This window comes from Microbacterium xylanilyticum, from assembly GCF_054654695.1.
Genome location: NZ_BAAIEN010000002.1, coordinates 2,499,683 through 2,525,590, shown reverse-complemented (window position 1 = coordinate 2,525,590; position 25,908 = coordinate 2,499,683). Strand labels below are relative to the sequence as shown.

The 25,908-nt window shown below is 67.1% G+C and carries 19 protein-coding genes and 3 rRNA genes; 21 read left to right on the top strand and 1 reads right to left on the bottom strand.

Features of this window, described 5'->3' with window-relative positions; all coding sequences use genetic code 11:
* Nucleotides 1-413: 413 nt before the first annotated feature.
* The 10 genes from ACYQ1L_RS12735 to recN all read left to right on the top strand — a co-directional run bounded on the left by ACYQ1L_RS12735 (nt 414) and on the right by recN (nt 11,786).
* Nucleotides 414-1,938, top strand: a 16S ribosomal RNA gene (locus ACYQ1L_RS12735).
* Nucleotides 1,939-2,314: 376 nt separating this feature from the next.
* Nucleotides 2,315-5,414, top strand: a 23S ribosomal RNA gene (locus ACYQ1L_RS12730).
* 104 nt (nt 5,415-5,518) lie between these two features.
* A 5S ribosomal RNA gene (rrf, locus tag ACYQ1L_RS12725) occupies nt 5,519-5,635 on the top strand.
* Together the 16S, 23S and 5S rRNA genes form the textbook arrangement of a ribosomal RNA operon.
* A 190-nt stretch (nt 5,636-5,825) precedes the next feature.
* Nucleotides 5,826-6,446 carry a hypothetical protein gene (locus ACYQ1L_RS12720; RefSeq protein WP_460004467.1) on the top strand — a complete coding sequence of 207 codons (621 nt, stop codon included), beginning with the start codon at nt 5,826-5,828 and terminating at the stop codon, nt 6,444-6,446.
* Between the two features lie 29 nt (nt 6,447-6,475).
* A complete protein-coding gene (locus ACYQ1L_RS12715) occupies nt 6,476-7,156 on the top strand; it encodes a hypothetical protein (RefSeq protein ID WP_460004466.1) in 681 nt (226 codons plus the stop codon).
* Entirely contained in the window at nt 7,153-8,184 is a 1,032-nt protein-coding gene (locus ACYQ1L_RS12710) for an HAD-IIA family hydrolase (protein WP_460004465.1), read from the top strand. Before ACYQ1L_RS12715 ends, ACYQ1L_RS12710 begins: the two co-directional genes overlap by 4 nt.
* Nucleotides 8,185-8,222: 38 nt before the next feature.
* The gene (locus ACYQ1L_RS12705; protein ID WP_460004464.1) at nt 8,223-8,387 is read left to right on the top strand and encodes a hypothetical protein; all 165 of its coding nucleotides are present in this window, start codon (nt 8,223-8,225) and stop codon (nt 8,385-8,387) included.
* A complete protein-coding gene (locus ACYQ1L_RS12700) occupies nt 8,384-9,184 on the top strand; it encodes a TlyA family RNA methyltransferase (RefSeq protein WP_460004463.1) in 801 nt (266 codons plus the stop codon). Before ACYQ1L_RS12705 ends, ACYQ1L_RS12700 begins: the two co-directional genes overlap by 4 nt.
* A complete protein-coding gene (locus ACYQ1L_RS12695; protein ID WP_460004462.1) occupies nt 9,181-10,104 on the top strand; it encodes an NAD kinase in 924 nt (307 codons plus the stop codon). The genes ACYQ1L_RS12700 and ACYQ1L_RS12695 overlap by 4 nt, the downstream gene beginning before the upstream one ends.
* Nucleotides 10,101-11,786 carry a DNA repair protein RecN gene (gene recN, locus ACYQ1L_RS12690; RefSeq protein ID WP_460004461.1) on the top strand — a complete coding sequence of 562 codons (1,686 nt, stop codon included), beginning with the start codon at nt 10,101-10,103 and terminating at the stop codon, nt 11,784-11,786. The genes ACYQ1L_RS12695 and recN overlap by 4 nt, the downstream gene beginning before the upstream one ends.
* Before the next feature lie 34 nt (nt 11,787-11,820).
* Here recN and ACYQ1L_RS12685 read toward each other — a convergent pair whose 3' ends face one another.
* Nucleotides 11,821-12,840: a LacI family DNA-binding transcriptional regulator gene (locus tag ACYQ1L_RS12685; RefSeq protein WP_460004460.1), complete on the bottom strand. Its 1,020-nt coding sequence runs from the start codon at nt 12,838-12,840 to the stop codon at nt 11,821-11,823.
* A gap of 176 nt (nt 12,841-13,016) precedes the next feature.
* Here ACYQ1L_RS12685 and ACYQ1L_RS12680 point away from each other — a divergent pair, with 176 nt between their 5' ends.
* The 11 genes from ACYQ1L_RS12680 to ACYQ1L_RS12630 all read left to right on the top strand — a co-directional run bounded on the left by ACYQ1L_RS12680 (nt 13,017) and on the right by ACYQ1L_RS12630 (nt 25,904).
* Nucleotides 13,017-14,438: an ABC transporter substrate-binding protein gene (locus ACYQ1L_RS12680; RefSeq protein ID WP_460004459.1), complete on the top strand. Its 1,422-nt coding sequence runs from the start codon at nt 13,017-13,019 to the stop codon at nt 14,436-14,438.
* Entirely contained in the window at nt 14,438-15,409 is a 972-nt protein-coding gene (locus ACYQ1L_RS12675; RefSeq protein ID WP_460004458.1) for a carbohydrate ABC transporter permease, read from the top strand. The genes ACYQ1L_RS12680 and ACYQ1L_RS12675 overlap by 1 nt, the downstream gene beginning before the upstream one ends.
* The gene (locus ACYQ1L_RS12670) at nt 15,406-16,293 is read left to right on the top strand and encodes a carbohydrate ABC transporter permease (RefSeq protein WP_460004457.1); all 888 of its coding nucleotides are present in this window, start codon (nt 15,406-15,408) and stop codon (nt 16,291-16,293) included. The genes ACYQ1L_RS12675 and ACYQ1L_RS12670 overlap by 4 nt, the downstream gene beginning before the upstream one ends.
* A 58-nt stretch (nt 16,294-16,351) precedes the next feature.
* On the top strand, nt 16,352-17,767 hold the full coding sequence (locus tag ACYQ1L_RS12665) for a glycoside hydrolase family protein (RefSeq protein ID WP_460004456.1): 1,416 nt from the start codon (nt 16,352-16,354) through the stop codon (nt 17,765-17,767).
* Between the two features lie 53 nt (nt 17,768-17,820).
* Complete coding sequence (locus ACYQ1L_RS12660) at nt 17,821-19,317, top strand: glycoside hydrolase family 32 protein (protein ID WP_460004455.1); 1,497 nt, start codon at nt 17,821-17,823, stop codon at nt 19,315-19,317.
* Nucleotides 19,314-20,252: a carbohydrate kinase family protein gene (locus ACYQ1L_RS12655; protein ID WP_460004454.1), complete on the top strand. Its 939-nt coding sequence runs from the start codon at nt 19,314-19,316 to the stop codon at nt 20,250-20,252. The genes ACYQ1L_RS12660 and ACYQ1L_RS12655 overlap by 4 nt, the downstream gene beginning before the upstream one ends.
* Nucleotides 20,253-20,278: 26 nt before the next feature.
* Nucleotides 20,279-21,964: a CTP synthase gene (gene pyrG / locus ACYQ1L_RS12650; protein ID WP_460005818.1), complete on the top strand. Its 1,686-nt coding sequence runs from the start codon at nt 20,279-20,281 to the stop codon at nt 21,962-21,964.
* A gap of 1 nt (nt 21,965) precedes the next feature.
* The gene (locus ACYQ1L_RS12645; protein WP_460004453.1) at nt 21,966-22,583 is read left to right on the top strand and encodes an NUDIX domain-containing protein; all 618 of its coding nucleotides are present in this window, start codon (nt 21,966-21,968) and stop codon (nt 22,581-22,583) included.
* Nucleotides 22,584-22,600: 17 nt separating this feature from the next.
* Nucleotides 22,601-23,503 carry a site-specific tyrosine recombinase XerD gene (gene xerD / locus ACYQ1L_RS12640; RefSeq protein ID WP_460004452.1) on the top strand — a complete coding sequence of 301 codons (903 nt, stop codon included), beginning with the start codon at nt 22,601-22,603 and terminating at the stop codon, nt 23,501-23,503.
* A gap of 123 nt (nt 23,504-23,626) precedes the next feature.
* Nucleotides 23,627-25,174 carry an amino acid permease gene (locus ACYQ1L_RS12635; RefSeq protein WP_460004451.1) on the top strand — a complete coding sequence of 516 codons (1,548 nt, stop codon included), beginning with the start codon at nt 23,627-23,629 and terminating at the stop codon, nt 25,172-25,174.
* 7 nt (nt 25,175-25,181) lie between these two features.
* Entirely contained in the window at nt 25,182-25,904 is a 723-nt protein-coding gene (locus ACYQ1L_RS12630; protein ID WP_460004450.1) for a FadR/GntR family transcriptional regulator, read from the top strand.
* The last annotated feature ends 4 nt before the right edge of the window (nt 25,905-25,908 follow it).

Here is a 25,908-nt window from a genome sequence, read left to right as displayed (position 1 = left end):
CTGTTCGCCCCAAGCGGTAGAGCGAAGGGCCGGAAGGCCTGACTCCCCAAGCGGCGAACAAACCCCATCTCGATCAAGAACTTCCCAAGTGGAAGAACTTCAGCTACGATGGGTAACTCCCGGGCTCAGGTTCGCCGCAAGGCGCAGCGAGCGGGAGTGAGATCAAGCCCTATTTGTGATGCCGCGAGGCGGAGCTGTAGGAGCATCCGATCCTTGAGAACTCAACAGCGTGCACTTGTCAAATGCCAATTTATTCCTCGTCCAGTCTTAGGGCTGGTTGAGAAATTCCTTTGGATCAAAGACCAATCCTTTCGGGGGTTGGCATTCGGATGAAGTCAGCAATGATGTCATCTCTTTGGTCAGTTTCAAACTCGCTGCGTGCCGGTTTTTCCCCGGTGTGCATGCATTTCTTTTTTACGGAGAGTTTGATCCTGGCTCAGGATGAACGCTGGCGGCGTGCTTAACACATGCAAGTCGAACGATGAACCCGAAGCTTGCTTTGGGGGATTAGTGGCGAACGGGTGAGTAACACGTGAGCAACCTGCCCCTCACTCTGGGATAAGCGCTGGAAACGGCGTCTAATACTGGATACGAGTTGGAGCCGCATGGTTACCAACTGGAAAGATTTTTTGGTGGGGGATGGGCTCGCGGCCTATCAGCTTGTTGGTGAGGTAATGGCTCACCAAGGCGTCGACGGGTAGCCGGCCTGAGAGGGTGACCGGCCACACTGGGACTGAGACACGGCCCAGACTCCTACGGGAGGCAGCAGTGGGGAATATTGCACAATGGGCGGAAGCCTGATGCAGCAACGCCGCGTGAGGGATGACGGCCTTCGGGTTGTAAACCTCTTTTAGCAGGGAAGAAGCGAAAGTGACGGTACCTGCAGAAAAAGCACCGGCTAACTACGTGCCAGCAGCCGCGGTAATACGTAGGGTGCAAGCGTTATCCGGAATTATTGGGCGTAAAGAGCTCGTAGGCGGTTTGTCGCGTCTGCTGTGAAATCCCGAGGCTCAACCTCGGGCCTGCAGTGGGTACGGGCAGACTAGAGTGCGGTAGGGGAGATTGGAATTCCTGGTGTAGCGGTGGAATGCGCAGATATCAGGAGGAACACCGATGGCGAAGGCAGATCTCTGGGCCGTAACTGACGCTGAGGAGCGAAAGGGTGGGGAGCAAACAGGCTTAGATACCCTGGTAGTCCACCCCGTAAACGTTGGGAACTAGTTGTGGGGTCCTTTCCACGGATTCCGTGACGCAGCTAACGCATTAAGTTCCCCGCCTGGGGAGTACGGCCGCAAGGCTAAAACTCAAAGGAATTGACGGGGACCCGCACAAGCGGCGGAGCATGCGGATTAATTCGATGCAACGCGAAGAACCTTACCAAGGCTTGACATACACCAGAACACCGTAGAAATACGGGACTCTTTGGACACTGGTGAACAGGTGGTGCATGGTTGTCGTCAGCTCGTGTCGTGAGATGTTGGGTTAAGTCCCGCAACGAGCGCAACCCTCGTTCTATGTTGCCAGCACGTAATGGTGGGAACTCATGGGATACTGCCGGGGTCAACTCGGAGGAAGGTGGGGATGACGTCAAATCATCATGCCCCTTATGTCTTGGGCTTCACGCATGCTACAATGGCCGGTACAAAGGGCTGCAATACCGTGAGGTGGAGCGAATCCCAAAAAGCCGGTCCCAGTTCGGATTGAGGTCTGCAACTCGACCTCATGAAGTCGGAGTCGCTAGTAATCGCAGATCAGCAACGCTGCGGTGAATACGTTCCCGGGTCTTGTACACACCGCCCGTCAAGTCATGAAAGTCGGTAACACCTGAAGCCGGTGGCCTAACCCTTGTGGAGGGAGCCGTCGAAGGTGGGATCGGTAATTAGGACTAAGTCGTAACAAGGTAGCCGTACCGGAAGGTGCGGCTGGATCACCTCCTTTCTAAGGAGCATCTGGAGGCTTCGGTCTTCCAGGCGCCAGATCAGCACCGAATGTGTGCTGCTGGTTAGCTCATGGGTGGAACATTTGACATGGCTCTCGAGTCAATGGTCTTGCTTAGTACGCTGCTTCGGCAGTGGGAACGGTGGGGTCGGCGATGCGGGGGCCTGCACGCTGTTGGGTCCTGAGGGACCGGGTGTGGGAACACATGCGGTACTTCTGGCCTTCATGCCTCACGCCGGTTGGTGTGGGGGTGGGGGACCGCCCGTACTTTGAGAACTACACAGTGGACGCGAGCATCTTAAAGAGATGATCCTTCGGGATTGTTTCGAAACGATAGATACGGCCCCGATTTTCCTGTCGGGGTCGGCTCATGTGATTTCAAGTCTTTAAGAGCAAACGGTGGATGCCTTGGCATCTGGAGCCGAAGAAGGACGTAGCAATCTGCGATAAGCCTCGGGGAACTGATAAGCGAGTTTTGATCCGAGGGTGTCCGAATGGGGAAACCCCGCTGGGCGGCGTGCCGACCTAGTGACTCCCGCCTGAATATATAGGGCGGGTAGAGGGAACGTGGGGAAGTGAAACATCTCAGTACCCACAGGAAGAGAAAACAACATGTGATTCCGTGAGTAGTGGCGAGCGAAAGCGGATGAGGCTAAACCGGGTGTGTGTGATAGCCGGCAGGCGTTGCATGCCCGGGGTTGTGGGACTTTCCGTGTCATTCTGCCGAGTGACGAGCGTGACAAGCTGGTATAGGCGAACCGCATTGAAAGGCGGGTCATAGAGGGTGCCAACCCCGTAGCCGAAATGCCAGGTCTTGGCGTGGAGAGTATCCCAAGTAGCACGGGGCCCGAGAAATCCCGTGTGAATCTGTCAGGACCACCTGATAAGCCTAAATACTCCCAGATGACCGATAGCGGACAAGTACCGTGAGGGAAAGGTGAAAAGTACCCCGGGAGGGGAGTGAAATAGTACCTGAAACCGTTTGCTTACAAACCGTTGGAGCCTCCTTAGCAGGGGTGACAGCGTGCCTTTTGAAGAATGAGCCTGCGAGTTAGTGATACGTGGCGAGGTTAACCCGTGTGGGGCAGCCGTAGCGAAAGCGAGTCTGAATAGGGCGATTCAGTCGCGTGTCCTAGACCCGAAGCGAAGTGATCTATCCATGGCCAGGCTGAAGCGACGGTAAGACGTCGTGGAGGGCCGAACCCACTTAGGTTGAAAACTGAGGGGATGAGCTGTGGATAGGGGTGAAAGGCCAATCAAACTTCGTGATAGCTGGTTCTCTCCGAAATGCATTTAGGTGCAGCGTTGCGTGTTTCTTGCCGGAGGTAGAGCTACTGGATGGCCGATGGGCCCTACAAGGTTACTGACGTCAGCCAAACTCCGAATGCCGGTAAGTGAGAGCGCAGCAGTGAGACTGTGGGGGATAAGCTTCATAGTCGAGAGGGAAACAACCCAGACCACCAACTAAGGTCCCTAAGCGCGTGCTAAGTGGGAAAGGATGTGGAGTTGCTGTGACAACCAGGAGGTTGGCTTAGAAGCAGCCACCCTTGAAAGAGTGCGTAATAGCTCACTGGTCAAGTGATTCCGCGCCGACAATGTAACGGGGCTCAAGCACGCCACCGAAGTTGTGGCATTGACATTAATGGTAGGCCTTCGTGGTCCAGCCGTGTTGATGGGTAGGAGAGCGTCGTGTGGCGAGTGAAGCGGCGGAGTGATCCAGCCGTGGACGCTACACGAGTGAGAATGCAGGCATGAGTAGCGAAAGACGTGTGAGAAACACGTCCTCCGGAAGACCAAGGGTTCCAGGGTCAAGCTAATCTTCCCTGGGTAAGTCGGGACCTAAGGCGAGGCCGACAGGCGTAGTCGATGGACAACGGGTTGATATTCCCGTACCGGCGAAGAACCGCCCACATGAAATCAGGAGTGCTAAGCATCCCAAGACACGGGGATCCCTTCGGGGACGATCGTGTGGCGGCATGCGACCCCATCTGGTGGAGTGAGCGTATTAACAGGTGTGACGCAGGAAGGTAGCCCAAGCCAGGCGATGGTTGTCCTGGTGCAAGTGCGTAGGCCGAGAGATAGGCAAATCCGTCTCTCATCAAGGCTGAGACACGATGCGGATGAAAAGTGGGTGATCCTATGCTGCCGAGAAAAGCATCGACGCGAGGTTCTAGCCGCCCGTACCCCAAACCGACTCAGGTGGTCAGGTAGAGAATACCAAGGAGATCGAGAGAATCGTGGTTAAGGAACTCGGCAAAATGCCCCCGTAACTTCGGGAGAAGGGGGGCCACCCGCTTATTAGGATTTACTCCGAAAGGGTGTGGTGGCCGCAGAGACTAGTGGGTAGCGACTGTTTACTAAAAACACAGGTCCGTGCCAAGTCGCAAGACGATGTATACGGACTGACGCCTGCCCGGTGCTGGAAGGTTAAGAGGACGGGTTAGCTTCGGCGAAGCTCAGAATTTAAGCCCCAGTAAACGGCGGTGGTAACTATAACCATCCTAAGGTAGCGAAATTCCTTGTCGGGTAAGTTCCGACCTGCACGAATGGCGTAACGACTTCCCAACTGTCTCAACCGCGAACTCGGCGAAATTGCATTACGAGTAAAGATGCTCGTTACGCGCAGCAGGACGGAAAGACCCCGTGACCTTTACTACAGCTTGGTATTGGTGTTCGGTGTGGCTTGTGTAGGATAGGTGGGAGACTTTGAAGCGGTGACGCCAGTTACCGTGGAGTCATTGTTGAAATACCACTCTGGTCACTCTGGATATCTAACTTCGAACCGTGATCCGGTTCAGGGACAGTGCCTGGTGGGTAGTTTAACTGGGGCGGTTGCCTCCCAAAAAGTAACGGAGGCGCCCAAAGGTTCCCTCAACCTGGTTGGCAATCAGGTGTCGAGTGTAAGTGCACAAGGGAGCTTGACTGTGAGACTGACAGGTCGAGCAGGGACGAAAGTCGGGACTAGTGATCCGGCAGTGGCTTGTGGAAGCGCTGTCGCTCAACGGATAAAAGGTACCTCGGGGATAACAGGCTGATCTTGCCCAAGAGTCCATATCGACGGCATGGTTTGGCACCTCGATGTCGGCTCGTCGCATCCTGGGGCTGGAGTAGGTCCCAAGGGTTGGGCTGTTCGCCCATTAAAGCGGTACGCGAGCTGGGTTTAGAACGTCGTGAGACAGTTCGGTCCCTATCCGCTGCGCGCGTAGGAAGTTTGAGAGGATCTGACCCTAGTACGAGAGGACCGGGTTGGACGAACCTCTGGTGTGCCAGTTGTTCCGCCAGGAGCACCGCTGGTTAGCTACGTTCGGGATGGATAACCGCTGAAAGCATCTAAGCGGGAAGCCGGCCTCAAGATGAGACTTCCATGCCCCTCGGGGCGAGAGGCTCCCAGCCAGACTACTGGGTTGATAGGCCAGATGTGGAAGCGTGGCAACACGTGCAGCTGACTGGTACTAATAAGCCGATGACTTGATAACACACCGTTCCTGGTGCTTGCGTCCACTTTGTGGTTCTCGACGTACGGTCGAAAACCAAACAACAACACACATGCTTGTGTTTGTTTGAGACACGTCAATAGTGTTTCGGCGGCCATAGCGTGAGGGAAACGCCCGGTCACATTCCGAACCCGGAAGCTAAGCCTCACAGCGCCGATGGTACTGCAGGGGGGACCCTGTGGGAGAGTAGGACACCGCCGGACTTCCTTTAACAGAAAGGCCACCCAACGCAGGGTGGCCTTTCTGCGTTAACATGCTCGAACGAAAGGAGTCACGACATGGCCGATGACGGCAAGCCCTCGCGCGACCGCAAGGATGACGGCGCGGGGCGTCCTCGTCGCTATGCCGATGGCGACCGTTCCGGGCGTCCGTTCCGCCGTGATGCTTCACGCGATGACCGTCCCCGCCGAGATGGTGACGCGCGTCCTCGACGTGAGGGCGACCGTGCGTTCGGCGGCGGTAATGACCGCCCGTTCCGCAGTGGTGACGATCGTCCACGTCGCGATGGCGATCGCCCCTACCGCAGCAACGACGATCGGCCTCGCCGGGATGGTGACCGTCCGCGTCGGGATGGCGATCGCCCCTACCGCAGCAACGACGATCGGCCTCGCCGGGATGGTGACCGTCCGCGTCGGGATGGGGACCGTCCCTTCCGCACCAATGACGACCGTCGGCGTCGGGATGGCGACCGCCCGTTCCGCGGCAACGATGACCGTCCGCGCCGGGATGGGGACCGCCCGTTCCGCAGCAACGATGGCCGTCCTCGCCGCGATGGCGACAGGCCGTTCCCGGCCCGGGACGATCGCCCGCGCCGTGATGGCGACCGCCCGCGCCGTGATGGCGACCGCCCGCGCCGTGATGGCGACCGTCCGCGCCGTGATGGCGACCGTCCGTTCCGGGACAGGGACGACCGGCCCCGCCGGGACATGTGGGCGAGCGATCGGCCCCGTGACCCGGAGCTTCCGGATGAGATCACGGCGCGCGATCTGCACCCGTCGGCGCGCAATGAGCTGAAGACCCTGAGCAAGGAGAACGCCGAACAGGTGGCGCGCCACCTCGCCATGGCGGCGCAGCTCATCGACGAGGATCCGGAGCGGGCGCACCTGCATGCGCTGGCCGCCTCGCGCCGTGCCGGCCGTGTGGCCGTGGTCCGCGAGTCCGTCGCGATCACGGCATACGCGATGGGCGACTTCGCCCTGGCGCTGCGCGAGCTGCGCACGTACCGCCGCATCTCCGGTCGCGACGACCAGATCGCGCTGATCGTCGACAGCGAGCGGGGGATGGGACGCCCGGAGCGTGCCCTCGAGGAGGGACGGTCGGTCGACCGCGCCGCCCTGCCGACCGCGACCCGCGTCGCCCTGGCGATCGCGATGTCCGGCGCGCGTCTCGACCGCGGCGAACTGGAGCTGGCGCTCGGCGAACTCGAGATCCCGGAGCTCAACCCCGACCTGGCGTTCGAATGGAGCCCCGCGCTCTTCGACGCGCGCGCGGCGGTGCTCGAAGACCTCGGCCGCGCCGACGAGGCCGCCTTCTGGCGTGAGCGCGCGGAGGTCGCGTCTGCCGCGCTGGGACACGGCGACGATGACGAGGTCATCATCGAGGACGCCTACGAGGATCTCCCCGATGAGGAGGAGTCCGCGCCTGACGGGGACACGGCGCCGGAGGCCGCGGCCGCGCAGCAGGTCGCATCCGAGCAGCCGGAGGATGCGGAGCAGGCCGAGTGAGCCTGTTCTCCCGCGACCGCCGTACGCCGCTGTCCGACGTCGACGTCGTCCTCGCGGACCTCGACGGGGTCGTGTACGCCGGGGCCGGGGCGATCCCGCACGCCGTCGAGAGCCTGAAGAAGGTCGAGGCCACCCGCCGCCTCGGCTACATCACGAACAACGCGTCGCGCACGGATGCTTCCGTGGCCGCGCACCTCGGCGAACTCGGCCTCACGGTCGCGCCGGACGAGGTGGTCACCAGCCCGCAGGCGGCGATGCGTCTCGTCAGCGGCCTCATCCCGGCGGGATCCACGATCCTCGTCGTCGGCGGTGAAGGCCTCGTGCACGAGGTGCGCAAGGCCGGCTTCGAAGTGACCCGCAGCGCCGACGATTCCCCAGCCGCCGTGGTGCAAGGGTTCGCGCCCGAAGTCGGCTGGTCCGATCTCGCCGAGGCGGCGTTCGCCCTGAAGGTCCCCGAGGACGAGGGTGGCATTCCCTGGATCGCGACCAATACGGACTGGACGATTCCGCAGTCCCGCGGCGTCGCTCCGGGCAACGGCACTCTCGTGTCCGCCGTGCACACGGCGATCGGCCGCCTCGCGACCGTCGCCGGCAAGCCCGAGACGCCGATCTTCGAGGAGGCGGTCGCGCGGTTCGGCGCGAAGCATCCGCTCTTCATCGGCGACCGGCTCGACACCGACATCGCCGGCGCGTCGCGGGCGGGCATCGAATCGGCGCTCGTGCTGACCGGGATCGACCGCCCGAAGCACGTGCTCGCCGCAGCGGAGGGACAGCGGCCGACCTACATCCTCGGAGACCTGCGCGAGCTGCACGAGCCGTATCCCCAGCCCAAGGCCTCCGGGGACACGGTGACCGTCCGCGACGCCGTCGTGCGCGTGGACGGCGTGGACGTCACGATCCTCCGCGAGGGCGATCGCCCCATCGATCTCGTGCGCGCCGGCGCGGAGGCGATCTGGCGCACCGGGCGGCAGATCTTCGGCTTCCGCGTGCCCGAGCGGCTGTACGCGGATCCGTTCCACCGCCCGTAATCCAGCGGATCACCGCGATCCCCCCGTAGGCTGGAGGGGTGAGCGAGAACACCGAACCGGACCCGGCGGACGGGCTCTGGAGCCGGTTGCGCCTCATCGAAGGGCAGCCCCTGGACTCCCGCGCCGCCGCGTACCAGGCGCTGCACGACGATCTCGCCCGGCGCCTGGAGAGCGCCCCGAGAACCGCCGCGGACCGCGGATGACGTCCCGTCTCGATGCGGCCCTCGCGGAACGCGGCCTGGCCCGATCGCGCACCCACGCAGCAGCGCTGATCGACGGCGGGCTGGTGACGGTCAACGGCAGACCCGTGGCGAAGGCCTCGACCAAGGTCGACGAGGATGACGTGCTCGACGTGGCAGGCGCCGACCACTACGTCAGCCGGGGCGCGCACAAGCTCATCGCCGCCCTGGACGGGTTCGACATCGCCGTCGACGGCGTGCTCGCGCTCGACATGGGGGCGTCCACCGGCGGGTTCACCCAGGTCCTGCGCGAGCGGGGCGCGCGGCGCGTGCTCGCCGTCGATGTGGGGCATGATCAGCTCGCCGCGTCCGTCCGCGCGGACCCCGGCGTCGTCGTCGTGGAGGGCTTCAACGTCCGGCACATGGACGCGCGGATCCTGGCAGACGCGACGGGGGAGCAGCAGCGACCCGGCCTCGTCGTGGGCGATCTCTCCTTCATCTCGCTCAGCCTCGTGCTCCCCGCCATCGCTGCCACCGCCGCAGCGCACGCCGACGTCGTCCTGCTCATCAAGCCGCAGTTCGAGGTCGGCCGCACCGCCGTGCGGGGCGGCCTGGTCACCAACCCGACGATCCGCGCCGACGCCGTCGCGCGCGTGCTGTGGGGCGCGTGGGATCTGGATTTCGGCGTGCTCGGCCTTCTGCCGTCGCCGATCCTCGGCACGCACGGCAACGCGGAGTACCTTGTGCACCTCGCCCGCGGGCGGGGGAGCAATCCGACAGAATGGTTGAGCACGATCGACCAGATGGCAGGAGGCCGATGAACGAGCGCAGGATCCTCGTCGTCGCACATGCGCGCCGCAATGACACCGTGCACGCGGCTCACCGCGTCGTCACCGCCCTGCGCGCCGCCGGAGCGACGCCGGTCATGGCAGCGGAGGACCGCGCCGAGCTCGCCGCGGCCGATGCGCTGTTCGCCGACGTCGACGTGCTGGCGGATCGCTCGCACGAGGACGGGGTCTCCGTCGACGACATCGAGCTGGCCATCGTGCTCGGGGGTGACGGCACCATCCTGCGCGCCGCGGAACTCGTCCGTGAGGGCACCGCGCCCATCCTCGGCATCAACATGGGGCATGTCGGCTTCCTGGCCGAGATCGAGCGCGACGACATGGACGCCGCCGTCGCCCGCGTCATCGATCGCGATTACTCCGTCGAGGAGCGGATGGCGCTCGCGGTACGTGTGAAGGACGCCGCCGGCGCCGTCGTCTACAGCACCTGGGCGCTGAACGAGGCCACCGTGGAGAAGGCCAGCCGCGAGCGCATGATCGAGGTGGTCGTCGAGATCGATGGACGGCCCCTCACCAGCTTCGGCTGCGACGGCATGGTGGTGTCCACCCCGACCGGTGCGACCGCCTACAACTTCTCCGCGGGGGGACCGGTCATCTGGCCCGGCGTCGAGGCCATCGCCGTGGTGCCGCTCTCGGCTCACGCGCTGTTCGCTCGGCCGCTCGTCGTCGCACCGGGCGCGCCGGTGGCGATCGAGCTGCTGGATCGCAACGACGGGAACGCGATCCTCTGGTGCGACGGTCGGCGCTCCCACGAGCTGCCGCGGGGCGCTCGGGTGGTCGTGCGCCGCTCCTCGCGTCCGGTGCGCCTTGCACGTCTGCATCCGAGCGTCTTCACGGATCGGCTGGTGCGCAAGTTCCACCTCCCGGTCTCGGGCTGGCGAGGAGCCGACGCATGATCGAGGAGATGCGCCTGCGGGATCTCGGCGTCATCGCCGAGGCCGTGCTGCCGATCGGACCGGGTTTCACCGCCATCACGGGGGAGACCGGCGCGGGCAAGACGATGGTCGTCACGGGGCTCGGGCTGCTGCTCGGCGCCCGCGCCGATTCCGGTGCGGTGCGCGCCGGCGCCGCGCAGGCCTCGGTCGCCGGCGTATGGATCGTCCCGAGCAGCGGATCCGTGGCCGACACGGTCGCCGACGCCGGGGGCGAGCTCGAGCCGTACGACGACGCCCGCGGCGAGCTCTACATCTCCCGCACGCTCACCGCGGAGGGGCGCAGCCGTGCGAGCGTCGGCGGCCGTGCCGCGCCGGCCGGCGTGCTGGCCGACCTCGCCGACGAGCTCGTGGTCGTGCACGGGCAGTCGGAGCAGCTGCGGTTGCGGTCCGCGGCCGCCCAGCGCGACGCGCTGGATCGCTTCGGCGGATCCGCCATCGCCGTCGTCAGGAGCGAATACGAGCGGGCGTGGGAGCGCTGGCGCGGCCTGTCCGCTCAGCTCGACGAGATCGCCGGGAACCGGGAGCGCCGCCAGGCCGAGGCCGAGGACCTGCGCCAAGCTCTCGCGCTGATCGAGGCGACGGATCCGCAGCCGGGCGAGGACGAGGCGCTCGCCGAGCGCGCCGAGCGTCTCGCCAACGCCGAGGAGCTGCGCCAGGCCGCGGCGATCGCGCGCTCGGCGCTCTCCGACGAGGAAGGCGGCAACGACGTATCCACGCTCGCGGCGGAGGCCCGCCGCGCGCTGGAGCGTGCGACCGACCCCGCCCTCGCCGCGATGGCCGAGAGCATCGCCGAGATCGGCTACCGCGCGACGGACATCGCCGCACAGCTGAGCGGCTACCTCGCCGACCTCGACGAGTCGGGCCCGCACGAGCTCGCCGCGGTCGAGGAACGCCGCGCGGCCCTCGCCGCGCTGGTGCGCGCACACGGCAGCCTCGACGCGGCACTCGAGCTCTGGAACACCGGATCCGCCCGCCTCGCCGAGCTCGACGACGACTCCGACCACATCGAGCGGCTCACGATCGAACGAGATGCCGCACGCGCCGCCCTGGACGAGGCAGCCGCCGCACTCACCGCGACGCGCACGGAGGCGGCCGGCCGGCTCGGCGCCGCCGTCACAGAGGAGTTGCACGCCCTCGCCATGCCCGACGCGCGGCTCGTGGTCGCCGTCACCGAGGGCGCGGAGAGCGCGAACGGACGCGACGACGTCGCCATCCTCCTCGCACCGCACTCCGGCGCCGAGCCCCGCCCGGTCGCGAAGGGCGCATCCGGAGGCGAGCTGTCCCGCGTGATGCTCGCGATCGAGGTCGTGATCGCCGGCACGGATCCCGTCCCGACCTTCGTGTTCGACGAGGTCGACGCCGGTATCGGCGGTGCCGCCGCGATCGAGGTGGGCCGTCGTCTGGCTCGCCTGGCGCGCACGTCGCAGGTGATCGCCGTCACCCACCTCGCCCAGGTGGCCGCGTTCGCGAACAACCACCTCAGCGTCGTGAAGCAGAGCGACGGCCAGGTCACCGCCTCGAGCGTGCGCCGGCTGGACGGCGAGGACCGCGAGGCGGAGATGGCGCGGCTGCTGTCCGGGCTGACCGACTCCGGGGCGGCGCTCGAGCACGCCCGCGAACTGCTCGCCCTCCGCGAGGACTGAACCGTTCCCGGCGGATGTTCGCCGCGGAGGAGCGTCAGCGCAGGTTGCGCACGGAATCCCGCCGGATCAGCGGCATCGGCAGCAGCTCATGGGCGAGGTCGCGCTCGCCGAGCAGCATCTCCACGCCGACGCGCGCCATCTGCTCGTAGGGCAGGCGTGCTGTGGTCAGGCCCGGGCGCACCAGGGAGGCGAGATCCTCGTCGTCGAAGGACACGATGGAGATGTCGGCAGGGATGCGCAGACCGCGCTCGTTGAGCGCCTGGTAGATGCCGAACGCGACGCCGTCGGTGGCCGCGATGATGCCGGTCAGGTCGGGGTGCGCATCCAGCATCTGCAGGGTGTGCGCGAAGCCGATCGAGGTGGTCCAGTCCTCGACGACGACCTCGGCCGGACCGGCGATGCCGCGCTCGGCGAAGGCATCGCGGATGCCGGCGAGGCGCCGTGCGATCGTGACCGACCGGCGCGGGTCGCCGGCGACGTGGGGGATGTCGCCGATGAAGGCGACGCGCGTGTGGCCGGCGTCCAGCAGCACCGACGCCATGGCGTGGCCCGCGGTGTATTCGTCGGGAAGCACGCTGGGCAGATCGTCCGGCGTGCGTCCGTTCACGATCACGACGGGGGTCCCGCGGGGAGCCGCGGGGACGTCGACCATGCGCGCGGCCATCAGCCCGACGATGACTCCGTCGACGCGGCGATCGATGAGCTCATCGAACGCGGCCGCGAGCTGCGTGGGGTCGTCGCCGGTCTCGGCGATGAGCACCGTGTGATCCAGTTCCTTCGCAGCGCGCAGCGTGCCGCGCACCATCGCCGATGCGAAGCGCGTGATGGTGACCTGATCCGAGATGAAGCCGATCGTGCGCGTCTTTCCCGAGCGCAGACTCTGCGCGGCGGGGTTCGGCTTGTACCCGAGCTGCGCCGCCGCAGTGCGGACGCGCTCGACCGCGTCCTCCGACAGACGGGACGGACGGTCGTTGAGGATGAGGCTGACGGCCGTCTTGGACAGTCCGGAAAGCCGCGCGACGTCTGCAAGCGTCGGTCTCGGTGCCGTCGACATCGTCGGACCCCCTCTCTTCGGATCCTCCCAATCTAGCGGATCCGCTCATTTTGGTGAATTAATTTATCAACATGGCTTGCATGGCCGTGCTGGTGGGTGTTACCGTCGGATAAATCGGTTCACCACCCGCTGCGCGAGAACGCGCAGGCCGATTCACTCTCAGAGAGGAGAAGTTGATGGCACGTGAATTCGGACCCGTCATGGGACGACGTGACCTGCTGCGGCTCGGAGGCTACGGCCTCGCCAGCGCGGCCCTGCTCGGGGCGGGGGCGAGCCTGACCGGCTGCGCGCCCAGCGGTTCCGGCGGGGACGGCGGCACCACCGGCACCCTGAACATGCTGTACTTCGGCGACCAGAAGTCCGCCACCACGCTGCAGAACGCGCTCCAGCCCAAGGTCAAGAAGATCGACAAGGGCCTGGACATCAAGGTCAGCGCGATCAACGGCAAGGACTGGAACGACTTCCTCGCCAAGGTCCTCACCCTCATCGCCTCCGGTCAGGCGCCCGACATCGTGAGCGTCGCGACCGAGGGCCTCCAGCTGATGGTGGGCAAGAAGCTCATCGTCCCGCTGGACGAGTACGTCACCAAGGACATGTCCACGCTGAAGTCCAGTTACTTCAACGACATCCACCCCGCGCTGATCGAGGCCATGATGGTGGACGGCCACCTCTACAACATGCCCGACAGCTTCAACGCCGGCAGCATGTTCTTCAACAATGACGTGCTGCAGAAGGCCGGCGCTCCGGCACCGGCAGCGGGCTGGACCATCGACGACTTCCACTCCACGGCGGAGAAGATCTCGAAGGTCGGCGGCGACATCCTGCCGTTCGACTGGGTGGTGCGCCTCTGGGGCAGCTGGACCTCGTTCCTCTACGCCAACAACGGCAACCTCATCGAGGAGGGCAAGTACGGCGGCGGCGACTGGCTCTGGAACAAGGCCTATGAGGCCGGCGACAAGAGCATCGAGGGGCGCAAGGGCGGCTGGAAATGGGGAGCCCCTACGGCGAACTCAGATGCCGCGATCGAAGCGCTGCAGTATGTGATCGACCTGCAGAAGGCCGGCTACTCGCCCTCGCCGGACGTGGGCGGCGGCGGCACCCTCCAGGGCCTGTTCTCCTCCGGTCGCATCGGCATGACGATCGGCGGCGGGTTCTGGGCCGGCGGCCTGCACAACGCGGGCATGAAGGACGGCAGCTTCGACGTGCAGGCCTTCCCGACCTGGAAGAGCAACAAGTCGCTGTTCGGCACGGGCGGATACTCGATCTTCCAGTCGTCCAAGAAGAAGGACGCCGCCTGGGAGGTCATCAAGATGATGATCGAGGCGGAGAGCTTCGACATCATGTTCCCGGGCAACATCACCACCTCGGGCCGCAAGTCCCTGATGACGGCGGAGCGCTACGCGACCACCGGTCCGAAGAACTGGCAGGTCTTCTACGACCAGCTCGACGGATCCGTGCCGATCTCGGCCCCGTCGTACTACAACGCCCTGGCGACGTCGCTCAACCAGCGCACCACCGAGGCGATCTCCTCCGGCAACGCCAAGGCCGCCCTCGACGCCATGCAGAGCGACCTTGAGAAGGTGGCGAAGGGCAGCTGATGTCCGCGCCCACCTCCACTCCGCACGCAGTTCTGCGTGTGTCGTCGCGCGAGGTGAAGCCTCCCCGGCCCGTCCGCCGCCCCGGTGCGCGGCGGACGGCCCGGCGGGAGGGGATGTTCGGCTACGCGATGATCGCGCTGTCCATGCTGTTCGTGACCGTGTTCACATTCATCCCCATCCTGGCTTCTCTCGGACTGTCGTTCTTCGACTGGGACGTCATCTCACCGCCCACCTGGGCCGGCCTTGCGAACTATCAGCGCTTCTTCACCGACGGCCCCGTGCTGCAGTCGTTCGGCGTCACCATCGTCATGGCGATCGCGATCGTCGCACTGCAGCTCTCGCTCGGCCTGTTCCTGGCCGTGCTGGTCAACCAGCGGACCTCGAACTTCGGCCGGACGTTCTTCCGGACGGCGTTCTACCTCCCGCTGCTCGCTTCGACGGCTGCTGTCGCGATCTTCATGGGGTACCTGTTCGACGCGAAGTTCGGGGCGATCAACTACTACCTCGGGCTGCTCGGGATGTCGGGCGTGCCCTGGTTGACCAGCCCTTTCGGGGCGCAGGCGACGATCGTGCTGATCGTGGTCTGGCAGCAGGTCGGCTTCACCTTCGTGCTCTTCGTGTCGGCGCTCATGGCGGTGCCCACGGACGTGCTCGAGGCGTCGTCGATCGACGGCGCAGGTCCCCTGCGCACGCTGTTCCGCATCAAGATCCCGCTGATCAGCCCGACGATCCTGTTCGCCGCGGTGATCGCGTTCATCAACGCGATGCAACTGTTCGACCAGCCGTTCATCATGACGAAGGGCGGGCCGGGCACGGCCACCACCACCGCGACCATCTCGATGTACCAGACCGGGTTCCAGAACCTGCAGTTCGGATACTCGTCGGCGATCGCGATCATCCTCCTCCTGCTGATCCTGGCGATCACCGGGATCCAGTTCCTCGCCTCACGGAAGCTGGTGTTCTACCAATGAGCACGACCTCTTTGATCGTGACGGGCCGCAGCAGGCCCTCCCGTCAGCGCCGTGCGGGCGCGCGGGCCTGGACCGTCGGAAAGGTGGCGGGCCTGGTCGCCCTGTTCGTGGCCGCCGTGTTCGCGCTCGGCCCGCTGCTGTGGACGGTGACGACGTCGCTGCGATCCCCGTCGCAGGCGTTCAACAACCCGCCGCAGTGGATCCCGTTCAACGCGGACTTCAGCAACTACGCCGCCGTGTTCGACCAGATCCCGATCGGGCAGTTCTTCCTGAACAGCACGATCGTGACCCTGCTGATCGTGGTCGGGCAGACGATCACCTGCACTCTGAGCGGGTACGCGTTCGCGATGGTGTCGTTCCCCGGCAAGAACGTCATCTTCAGCGCGTTCCTCGCGACCATGATGGTGCCGCTGCAGACGATCATCATCCCGGTGTTCCTCATCGTGAAGTCGCTGGGGCTTCAGGACGGGCTCGGATCCCTGATCATCCCGGCGCTGGGCAGCGCGTTCGGCACGTTCCTCATGCGGCAGTACTTCATGCAGATGCCGAGGGAGCTCGGCGAGGCCGCGCGCATCGACGGCGCGACGCAGTTCGGCGTGTTCTTCCACGTGTACGCGCGGATGGCCGCACCGGCGATCTCGACGCTCGCGATCCTGAACTTCTCCGGGTTCTGGGCGGAGTTCTACCGGCCGCTGATCTTCCTGCAGGATCAGAGCACCTTCACCCTTCCGCTCGGTCTCGTCGGGCTGCAGGGGAACCTGGGCACGGGCTCGATCTCGGTCGTGCTGGCCGGCGTCGTGCTGTCGATGATCCCGAGCGTGCTGCTGTTCATCTTCGCGCAGCGCTACTTCATCGCGGGCGTCACCGCGGGGTCCTCCCGCTGATGGGGGTCCTCCCGCTGATGCGCGACCTGTCCACGGTGACCACGAAGGATCCGACCCGATGATCGAACCCCTGTTCTTCCAGCCAGAGGGCGGCTGGGTGGGCGACGCGATCCCGTTCGAGCGGGACGGGGTGCTCCACCTCTGGTACCTGTTCGACGACCGGGTCGTGCCGCGCACCGGCATGCCCTGGCACCTCGTCACGACGCGCGACCTCGTGCACTTCGAGGATCGCGGGCTCGCGGTGCCCAGCGGAGGACCCGACGCGGAGGACTTCAACGTGTACACGGGCTCCGTCGTCGTCGACGAGGCGGGCACGGCGCACCTGTTCTCGACCGCGCAGAACCCCGCGCGTCTCGGGCCGGACGGGCGCCCGCTGCAGCTCGTGGCGCACGCGACCAGCGCCGATGGCCTGCGCGACTGGGTCAAGCACCCCGAGCTCACGTTCGGTGCGCCGGAAGGCTTCGAGCCCGGCGACTGGCGGGATCCGTTCGTGTTCCGGGACGGCGACATCTGGCGAATGCTCGTCGCCGCGCGGCACGCCGAGGGACCGGACCGGCGTCGCGGCACGGTCGCCCAGCTCACCTCGACGGACCTCATCGCCTGGACGCCTGTCGAGCCGTTCTGGGATCCCCGGCGCTACATCGCGCACGAGTGCCCGGACGTGTTCCGCTGGGGCGACTGGTGGTACCTCGTCTACTCCGAGTTCTCGGACGCGTTCTGCACCCGCTACCGCATGGCGCGCTCGCTCGAGGGGCCGTGGATCGTGCCGGAGGACGACACGGTGGACTCGCGCGCCTTCTACGCGGCCAAGACCGTGGAGCGGGACGGGCGGCGGTTCTTCGTCGGCTGGATCGCCACGCGCGAGGGCGACACCGACGACGGGGCCTGGCAGTGGGCCGGCACCATGTCGGTGCTCGAGGCCGAGCAGCGCGCGGACGGCACGCTGGCGTTCCGGTTCCCGGACGAGTTCATCGCGTCGTTCACCGAGCCGATCGCCTCGGGTCTGCCGCAGCTGCCCCTTCGCCAGAACGCGATCGACCGGTTCGTCCAGGTCGTCGGGACGGCCGACCTCCCCGACGCGTTCCTGCTCGCAGCGGAGATCGAGCTCGCCGCCGATGTCGAGGAGGTCTCCCTGCTGCTGCGCGCCACCGCGGACGGGGACGAGGCGGGGATGATCCGCCTCGAGCCGCGGCGGTCCCGCGTGGTGTTCGACCGGTGGCCGCGCACGCTCACCGGCGGCGAGCAGTGGCAGATCTCGGGAGACGTCCCCTTCGTGTTCGAGCGGCCGTGCCCGCTCCCGGCGGGCCGGCACCGCATCGAGATCGCCGTCGAGGGGGACATCGTCGTGGCGGTCGTCGATCGGCGCGTCGCCCTGAGCACCCGGCTCTATCGCCGTGCGGGGGAGCGGATCGGATTCGCCGTCAACGGCGGCGTCGCCGAGCTCGTCAGCCTCGACATCCGCACGCGGTCATGATCCCCGCCGTGCTCGCCGATCTCGTCGAACCCTCTTCGAAGGAGCCCCCGCACATGACCAGGCCGCTCATGCACTTCCGGCCCGCGCGCAACTGGATGAACGACCCGAACGGACTCGTCTTCCACGACGGCAGCTATCACCTCTTCTACCAGTACAACCCGGAAGGCTCGACCCACGGCTTCATGAGCTGGGGGCACGCGACCAGCCCCGACCTCGTGCACTGGCAGGAGCACCCGGTGGCGCTGCGCTACACCGACGAGGACGAGATCTTCTCCGGATCCGCCGTGCACGACGCGCACGACACGAGCGGCCTGGGCGTCGACGGCGTCGCGCCCCTCGTCGCGATCTACACGCTCGCATCCCGCGTGCGGCCCTGGCAGGCGCAGGGCATCGCGTCCAGCACCGACGGCGGCGCGACCTGGACCCCGTATCCGGGGAACCCGGTGCTCGACCGCGCCTCCGCGGACTTCCGGGATCCGAAGGTGTTCCGCTATCGCGGTGAGGCGGGGGAGCACTGGGTGATGGTGGCGGTCGAGGCCGTCGAACGGCGCGTGGTGCTGTACCGCTCCGACGACCTGATCGAGTGGACGTACCTCTCCGACTACGGACCGCGCGGCGCGGTCGGCGGTGTGTGGGAGTGCCCCGATCTGTTCCCGCTCGCCGTTGACGGCGACCCGGGCGATATGCGCTGGGTGCTGCTGATCAGCCTCAACCCCGGCGGGATCGCCGGCGGATCCGGCACGCAGTACGTGATCGGATCCTTCGACGGCGAGCGGTTCACCCCCGACGATCCGGCGCCGGCCGTGCCGGCGCCGGAGGGGGAACCGCAGAGCCGGGCCGAGCTCGAGGCGTTCGACTGGATCGACTACGGACGGGACTGCTACGCCGGCGTGACGTTCTCCGGTCTCGCCGACGACCAGCGGATCCTCATCGCCTGGATGAGCAACTGGGACTACGCGGCCGACATGCCGGCGGAGGGAGAGGACGGGACGCAGCGCGGCGCGATGACGCTGCCGCGCCGGCTCTCCCTGGCCCGGAGGGACGGCCGAATCCGGCTCGTGCAGACGCCGGTCGCCGTGGTGGGCGACGCGGTGGACGAGCTCGAGGCCGGCCCTGTCGAGATCCGTCCCGGCGCGCCCCTGGAGCTGCACGCGCCCCGCGCCGGACGCATGCGGGTGCGGATGCGCCTCGGGGACGGCGCGGTCGCCGAGCTGCGCATCGGCGATGACGAGGCTCCCGCCGCCGTGCTCCGCTGCACCGCCGCCGAGCTGACCCTGGATCGCCGCGGCGGCGCGGTTCAGCTGCCGGCGGCCTTCGGCAGCGTGGAGCGGCTCCCGCTCGACGGCAGCGGCGTGGTGGACGCGGACCTGTGGCTGGACCACGGGTCGGTGGAGGTCTTCTGCGAGGACGGCGCGGCCGTGCTCACGGATCGGATCCCCGCCCGCACGTCATCGTCTCTCGCTCTGCACGCCGTGGGCGGTAGCGTACGAGTGGATCAGCTCACCGTCGCACCCGTCGCGGACGCTGCCCGGACGGAGGTACAGGCATGAACGCATCGCGGATCGCCGTGATCGGCGAGGCGCTCGTCGACATCGTGGTCGGCGGCTCGGCCCACGCGGGCGGGTCGCCGATGAACGTGGCCGTGGGGCTCGCGCGACTGGGCCGGCCTCCCGTGCTGCACGCCCGGATCGGCGACGACGCGCACGGCAACACGATCCGCGCGCATCTCGCGGCGGACCGCGTCGGGATCGGAGCGCACACGCTCGTCGACGGCCCGTCGTGGACCGCGACGGCGGCGCTGGCCGAGGACGGCAGCGCGGAGTACACCTTCGCGCTGGCCGGCGAGATCGCGGTGCCCGAGCTGCACGACCTCGCTCTTGTGCATGCCGGATCCATCGGCGCACTGCGGGAGCCCGGGTCGAGCGCGCTGCTCGCGGCCTACCGCCACGCTCCTGCGGAGACGCTGCGCTCGTTCGATCCGAACATCCGCGCCGACGTCATCGGCCCCGCCGACGCCGCGCGGAAGCGGGTGTTCGAGCTGGCGGCAGCGTCGCACGTCGTCAAGCTCAGCGACGAGGACGCCGCATGGCTGCGGTCCGGCGCGAGCCTGGACGAGGTCCTCGACGAGTTCGCCGCGGGCGGCACCCGCTTCGTGGCGATCACCCGCGGCGCGCAGGGCGCCGTCGCGCTCGTCGACGGCGAGCGGTACGAGCGCCCTGCCCTGCCCGTGGACGTCGTCGACACGATCGGCGCCGGCGACGCGTTCATGTCGGGTCTGCTGTTCGGCCTGCTCCGCGACGGCACCGACCGGCTCCTCGTCGAGGGGGCGCCGATCCCGTCGGGGAACGTCCTCGCAGCGCTGGACACGGCGCTCGCCTCGGGGGCGATCACGGTGTCCCGCGCGGGTGCGAACCCGCCGCGCCCGGCGGAGCTGGAGGAGCGCCTCGCCGCGGCGCGCGCCGTGTCGAGCGGTGACGACCGCTGATCCGGCTGATAGGATAAAAGCCCGTGATGCAGACTTCAGCCGCGCGGGCAGACAACGACACCACCAAGCACATCTTCGTGACGGGCGGTGTCGTTTCCTCTTTGGGCAAGGGTCTGACGGCGGCCAGCCTCGGCAACCTGCTCACCGCCCGCGGACTGCGCGTGGTCATGCAGAAGCTGGATCCCTATCTGAACGTGGATCCCGGCACGATGAACCCGTTCCAGCACGGTGAGGTGTTCGTCACCGACGACGGTGCGGAGACCGACCTCGACATCGGCCACTACGAGCGCTTCCTCGACATCGAGCTGAGCCAGGCGGCGAACGTCACGACCGGGCAGATCTACTCGCAGGTCATCGCCAAGGAGCGCCGCGGGGAGTACCTCGGCGACACCGTGCAGGTCATCCCGCACATCACCGACGAGATCAAGCGCCGCATGCGCCTGCAGGCCGACGAGACGCCGAAGCCCGACGTGATCATCACCGAGATCGGCGGCACCGTCGGCGACATCGAGTCGCAGCCGTTCATCGAGTCCGCGCGCCAGATCCGTCACGAGCTCGGCCGCAAGAACGTGTTCTTCGTGCACGTCTCGCTCGTGCCGTTCATGGGCGCATCCGGCGAGCAGAAGACCAAGCCGACCCAGCACTCCGTCGCCGCGCTCCGCTCGATCGGCATCCAGCCGGATGCGCTCGTGCTGCGCAGCGACCGGCCCGTCACCGACTCCAACAAGCGCAAGATCGCGCTCATGTGCGACGTCGACGAGGACGCGGTCGTGAACGCGGTCGACGTGCCCAGCATCTACGACATCCCGACGATGCTGCACGACCAGGGCCTGGACGACTACATCGTGGACGCTCTCGGCCTCACCAAGGCGGCCGACGTGGACTGGTCGCGGTGGCAGAAGGTGCTGCAGGCCGTGCACAACCCGAAGCACGAGGTCACGATCGGCCTCGTCGGCAAGTACATCGACCTGCCCGACGCGTACCTCTCGGTCACCGAGGCGCTCAAGGCCGGCGGTTTCGCGCACGAGGTCGCGGTGAAGATCCGCTGGATCCCGTCCGACTCCTGCGAGACGCCCGAGGGCGCTGCCAAGGCGCTCGCCGACGTCGACGGCATCTGCGTGCCCGGCGGCTTCGGCATCCGCGGCATCGAGGGCAAGCTCGGCGCGCTGCGCTTCGCCCGCGAGCAGGGGATACCCGCGCTCGGCCTGTGCCTGGGCCTGCAGTGCATGGTCATCGAGTACGCGCGCAACGTCGCCGGCATCGAGGGCGCCTCCTCCAGCGAGTTCGACCCCGACACCGCGGAGCCGGTCATCGCGACCATGGCCGAGCAGGTCGAGATTCTCGACGGCGGCGACCTCGGCGGCACCATGCGCCTCGGGCTGTACCAGGCCGCGCTCGCCGAGGGCTCGCTCGCTGCGGAGCTGTACGGCGCGTCCGAGGCCTCCGAGCGGCACCGCCACCGCTACGAGGTGAACAACGCCTATCGCGGCCGCCTCGCCGACGCCGGGCTGTCGTTCTCGGGCCTCAACCCGGAGCTCGACCTCGTCGAGTACGTGGAGCTGCCGCGCGACGTGCACCCGTTCTACATCGCCACGCAGGCGCACCCCGAGCTGCGCTCGCGGCCGACCGAGCCGCACCCGCTCTTCCGCGGGCTCGTGGGCGCCGCCATCGAGCGCCACCGCTCCAGCGAGCTGTTCGACGACGAGGACTGACGTGACCGACCCTTCGACGGGCTCGGCGGGCTCCGCCGCCGCCCTGTCCGACGAGCCGTTCGAGCCCGAGGTGCTCGACAGTCGCGAGGTGTACCGCGGGGCGGTGTGGAGCGTCCTCGAGGATCGCGTCCGCTACGGCGACGGCGAGATGGTGCGGCAGTACATCGATCACACCGGTGCCGTCGCGGTCGTCGCGATGGACGAGCACGGGCGGGTGCTGCTGATCCAGCAGTACCGGCACCCGATCCGGGAGCGCGACTGGGAGCTGCCCGCGGGGCTCCTCGACGTCGTCGGCGAGGATCCGATGGCGGCGGCGCGACGCGAGCTCGCGGAGGAGGCGGACCTCACCGCCTCCGGCTGGGAGCCGCTCGTGTCGATGTACACGACGCCGGGCAGCAACTCCGAGCTCATCCACATCTACCTCGCGACCGGTCTGGCGCCGGCGGAGGAGGTCTTCGCGCGCACCGAGGAAGAGGCGGACATCCGCCTCGCCTGGCTCCCGCTCGCCGAAGCCGCCGACGCGGTGCTGGACGGGCGGCTGCGCAACGGCATCCTCGCCGTCGGCATCCTCGCGGCGGAGCGCCGCCTGGCGTCGGGGCGGCGGAGCGCCGGGGCCTGACGTGCGGCAGGCCTGAGGTGCAGCTCGACCGCGCGCTCGACGCGTACCTGCGGCATGTCACGATCGAGCGCGGGCTCGCCGAGCACACCCTCGCCGCCTACCGCCGCGACCTCGGCGGCTACGTCGCGTGGCTCGACGAGCAGGGCATCGCGGACACCGCCGCGATCACGCCGGAGGTCGTCGCCGCCTTCGCCGCGGAGCGGGCGAGCGCCGAACCGCCGCCCGCGGCGTCGAGCCTGGCGCGACTGCAGTCCTCGGTGCGGGGCTGGCACCGCTTCCTCGCCCGCGAGGGCATCGCCGAGGCGGATCCGAGCGCCCGGCTGCGTCCGCCCAAGCAGCCCCGGCGCCTGCCGAAGGCGCTCACGATCGACCAGGTCGAGCGGCTCCTCGCCGCCCCCTCGGCGGACGAGCCGATCGGGATCCGCGACCGCGCCCTGCTCGAGCTGCTCTACGCCACCGGAGCCCGCGTCTCGGAGGCGGTCTCCCTCGACGTCGACGACCTGGCGCACGGCGACGTGCTGCGCCTGCGCGGGAAAGGATCCAAGGAGCGCATCGTTCCCGTCGGCTCCTACGCGCGCGCCGCCGTCGACGCCTACCTCACACGCGTGCGTCCGGCGCTCGCCGCCAAGGGCCGCGCGTCCGCGAAGCTGTTCCTCGGGGCCAGGGGAGCGCCGCTCAGCAGGCAGAGCGCATGGCTCATCATCCGCGCGGCGGCGGAGCACGCCCAGATCACGGCCGAGATCTCCCCGCACACGCTGCGGCACTCCTTCGCCACGCACCTGCTGCAGGGCGGCGCGGACGTGCGCGTGGTGCAGGAGCTGCTCGGCCACGCCTCCGTGGCGACCACGCAGATCTACACGCACGTCTCGGTGGACACGCTCCGCGACGTCTACGTGACCGCGCATCCCCGCGCGCGCTGAGACCGCGTATGTTTCCGGCGTGTGACTTTTCCTAATGGTTTGAAGTCAGACCATTGACAGTCGCGGATCCGAGTCGCCAGAATCGCTGCACACGCTCCCTCCACTGAAAGCAGGCAGCACTCCATGAGCGAATCGACAAAGGCGCCCGACTCACACCCGATCGACGACGACGCCGCAGCCCTGGCCGCCCTGGGCTACAAGCAGGAACTGCACCGGGGGATGTCGGGGTTCAGCAACTTCGCCGTCTCCTTCTCGATCATCTCGATCCTCGCGGGATGCATCACCTCGTACGCGATCGCCCTCAAGTCCGGCGGACCCTCCGCCATCAACATCGGCTGGCCCCTGGTCGGCGTCTTCGTGCTCATGGTCGCGCTCGCGATGGCCGAGGTGTGCTCGAAGTATCCGACGGCCGGCGGGCTCTACTTCTGGGCCGGCCGCCTCGCGAAGCGGAACAAGCGCCAGTGGGCGTGGACCGTCGGCTGGTTCAACTTCCTCGGCGAGGTCGCCGTCACCGCGGCGATCGACTTCGGCGCCGCGACCACGATGATGGCGTTCGCCAACCTCGTCTGGGGCGTGGAGGTCAACCCCTTCAACACCTTCGGGCTGTTCGTCGTCCTGATCGTGGTCCACGGCCTGCTCAACACGTTCGGCGTCAATCTCGTCAGCATCCTGTCCAACGTGTCGGCCTGGTGGCACATCGTCGGCGTGCTGATCATCGTCGCCGCGCTGTGGATCCTGCCCACGCAGCACCAGTCCGTCGGCTGGACCTTCACCGGCTTCTACAACGGCACCGGCTGGTCGTTCGCGCCGTACGTGTTCCTCATGGGTCTGCTGATGGCCCAGTACACCTACACCGGCTACGACGCCTCGGCGCACGTCGCGGAGGAGACCAAGAACGCCTCGATCGCCGCGCCGAAGGGCATCGTGATGAGCGTCGTGATCTCGATCATCGGCGGCTGGATCCTGCTCTACTCGATCACCGCGGCGATCCAGGACTCCTCGGACAAGGGCATCGACAAGCTGCTCGGCAGCGCGACCGGCCTTCCCCCGGCGCAGATCTTCCTCGATGCGCTGAACAACCCGACCATGGCGAAGTTCCTGCTGTTCATCGTCTGCGGTGCGCAGTTCTTCTGCGGCATGGCCTCGGTGACGGCGAACTCGCGCATGAGCTACGCGTTCTCGCGCGACAACGCGATCCCGGGCTCGCGCGTGTGGGCGAAGGTGAACCCGCGGACCGGGACGCCGACGAACTCGATCTGGCTCTGCGTCGCGCTGTCGATCGTGCTGACGGTCCCGGCGATGTGGAACCTGACCGCGTACCTCGCGGTCACCTCGATCGCGGTCATCGGCCTGTACATCGCGTACGTCACGCCGGTGTTCCTGCGCCGCCTGGACCGGAACTTCGTGCCGGGACCGTGGAACCTCGGGCGGTGGAGCGCGGTGGTCGGCTGGATCGCCGTCGTGTGGGTGGTCATCATCATCGTCCTCTTCGTGTTGCCGCCGGTGAACCCCGTCACGATCGACACGTTCAACTACGCCCCGATCGCGGTCGTCGTGGTCGCGCTCCTGGCGGCGGCCCTGTGGTTCGCGTACGGCAAGCGCGACTTCATGGCCTCGAGCGCCGAGGCCGAGCACCTCACGATGGCTCCCGACAAGCTGCTTGAGGAATAGTGAGCGCATGACGGATGCGATGGACTCTCCTCTGGTGGACGCGGCACTGCACCCGGTCCGCGGGCACATGGCCTTCGAGAGCTGCGTGGAGCAGCTCGGATCGGCCATCCGGCTCGGGATCTTCCGGGTGGGGACGAAGCTGCCGGGCGAGCGCGAGCTCGCTGAGAAGCTCAACGTCTCCCGCGCCACCCTGAGGGAGGCCATCAGCGCTCTCCGCGCCGCCGGGCTCGTCGCCACGACCCGGGGGCGCGGAGGTGGCACCGTCGTCCAGCCGGCCGCGGAGCAGTGGCCGGCGGATCAGACGCCGCCGCGCCGCGCCGAGATCGACGACGTGATCGTGTTCCGCTCCGTCATCGAGCCCGGTGCCGCGTACCGGGCGGCGCTGACGCCGCTCGACGAGGGGCAGCGCACGCTGCTCGCCGACAGCCTCGCCGACCTCGCGGCGGCCGAGACGCCCGCCGACTACCGGCAGGCGGACGCCCGGCTGCACCTCGCGATCGCGACCGTCTGCGGATCCGACGAGCTCTCCCGCAGCTGCAGCGAGGTGCAGGTGCGGATCCACCAGCTGCTCGCCGAGATCCCCTTCCTCAAGACCAACATCGACCACGCCGAGGCGGAGCACCGCGAGATCGTCGCCGCGATCCTGGACGGCGACGCCGCCCGGGCGCGCGACATCATGACCGCGCACTGCGATGCCACCGCCGCACTCCTCAAGGGCCTTCTGAAGTAAAGGA

Excerpts from the sequence above, each read along its gene's own strand:
- ACYQ1L_RS12720 (WP_460004467.1), top strand. The coding sequence starts at position 5,826 with ATGACCGTCCCCGCCGAGATGGTGACGCGCGTCCTCGACGTGAGGGCG.
- ACYQ1L_RS12700 (WP_460004463.1), top strand. The coding sequence starts at position 8,384 with ATGACGTCCCGTCTCGATGCGGCCCTCGCGGAACGCGGCCTGGCCCGA.
- ACYQ1L_RS12695 (WP_460004462.1), top strand. The coding sequence starts at position 9,181 with ATGAACGAGCGCAGGATCCTCGTCGTCGCACATGCGCGCCGCAATGAC.
- recN (WP_460004461.1), top strand. The coding sequence starts at position 10,101 with ATGATCGAGGAGATGCGCCTGCGGGATCTCGGCGTCATCGCCGAGGCC.
- ACYQ1L_RS12685 (WP_460004460.1), bottom strand. The coding sequence starts at position 12,840 with ATGTCGACGGCACCGAGACCGACGCTTGCAGACGTCGCGCGGCTTTCC.
- ACYQ1L_RS12680 (WP_460004459.1), top strand. The coding sequence starts at position 13,017 with ATGGCACGTGAATTCGGACCCGTCATGGGACGACGTGACCTGCTGCGG.
- ACYQ1L_RS12675 (WP_460004458.1), top strand. The coding sequence starts at position 14,438 with ATGTCCGCGCCCACCTCCACTCCGCACGCAGTTCTGCGTGTGTCGTCG.
- ACYQ1L_RS12670 (WP_460004457.1), top strand. The coding sequence starts at position 15,406 with ATGAGCACGACCTCTTTGATCGTGACGGGCCGCAGCAGGCCCTCCCGT.
- ACYQ1L_RS12665 (WP_460004456.1), top strand. The coding sequence starts at position 16,352 with ATGATCGAACCCCTGTTCTTCCAGCCAGAGGGCGGCTGGGTGGGCGAC.
- ACYQ1L_RS12660 (WP_460004455.1), top strand. The coding sequence starts at position 17,821 with ATGACCAGGCCGCTCATGCACTTCCGGCCCGCGCGCAACTGGATGAAC.
- ACYQ1L_RS12655 (WP_460004454.1), top strand. The coding sequence starts at position 19,314 with ATGAACGCATCGCGGATCGCCGTGATCGGCGAGGCGCTCGTCGACATC.
- pyrG (WP_460005818.1), top strand. The coding sequence starts at position 20,279 with ATGCAGACTTCAGCCGCGCGGGCAGACAACGACACCACCAAGCACATC.
- ACYQ1L_RS12635 (WP_460004451.1), top strand. The coding sequence starts at position 23,627 with ATGAGCGAATCGACAAAGGCGCCCGACTCACACCCGATCGACGACGAC.
- ACYQ1L_RS12630 (WP_460004450.1), top strand. The coding sequence starts at position 25,182 with ATGACGGATGCGATGGACTCTCCTCTGGTGGACGCGGCACTGCACCCG.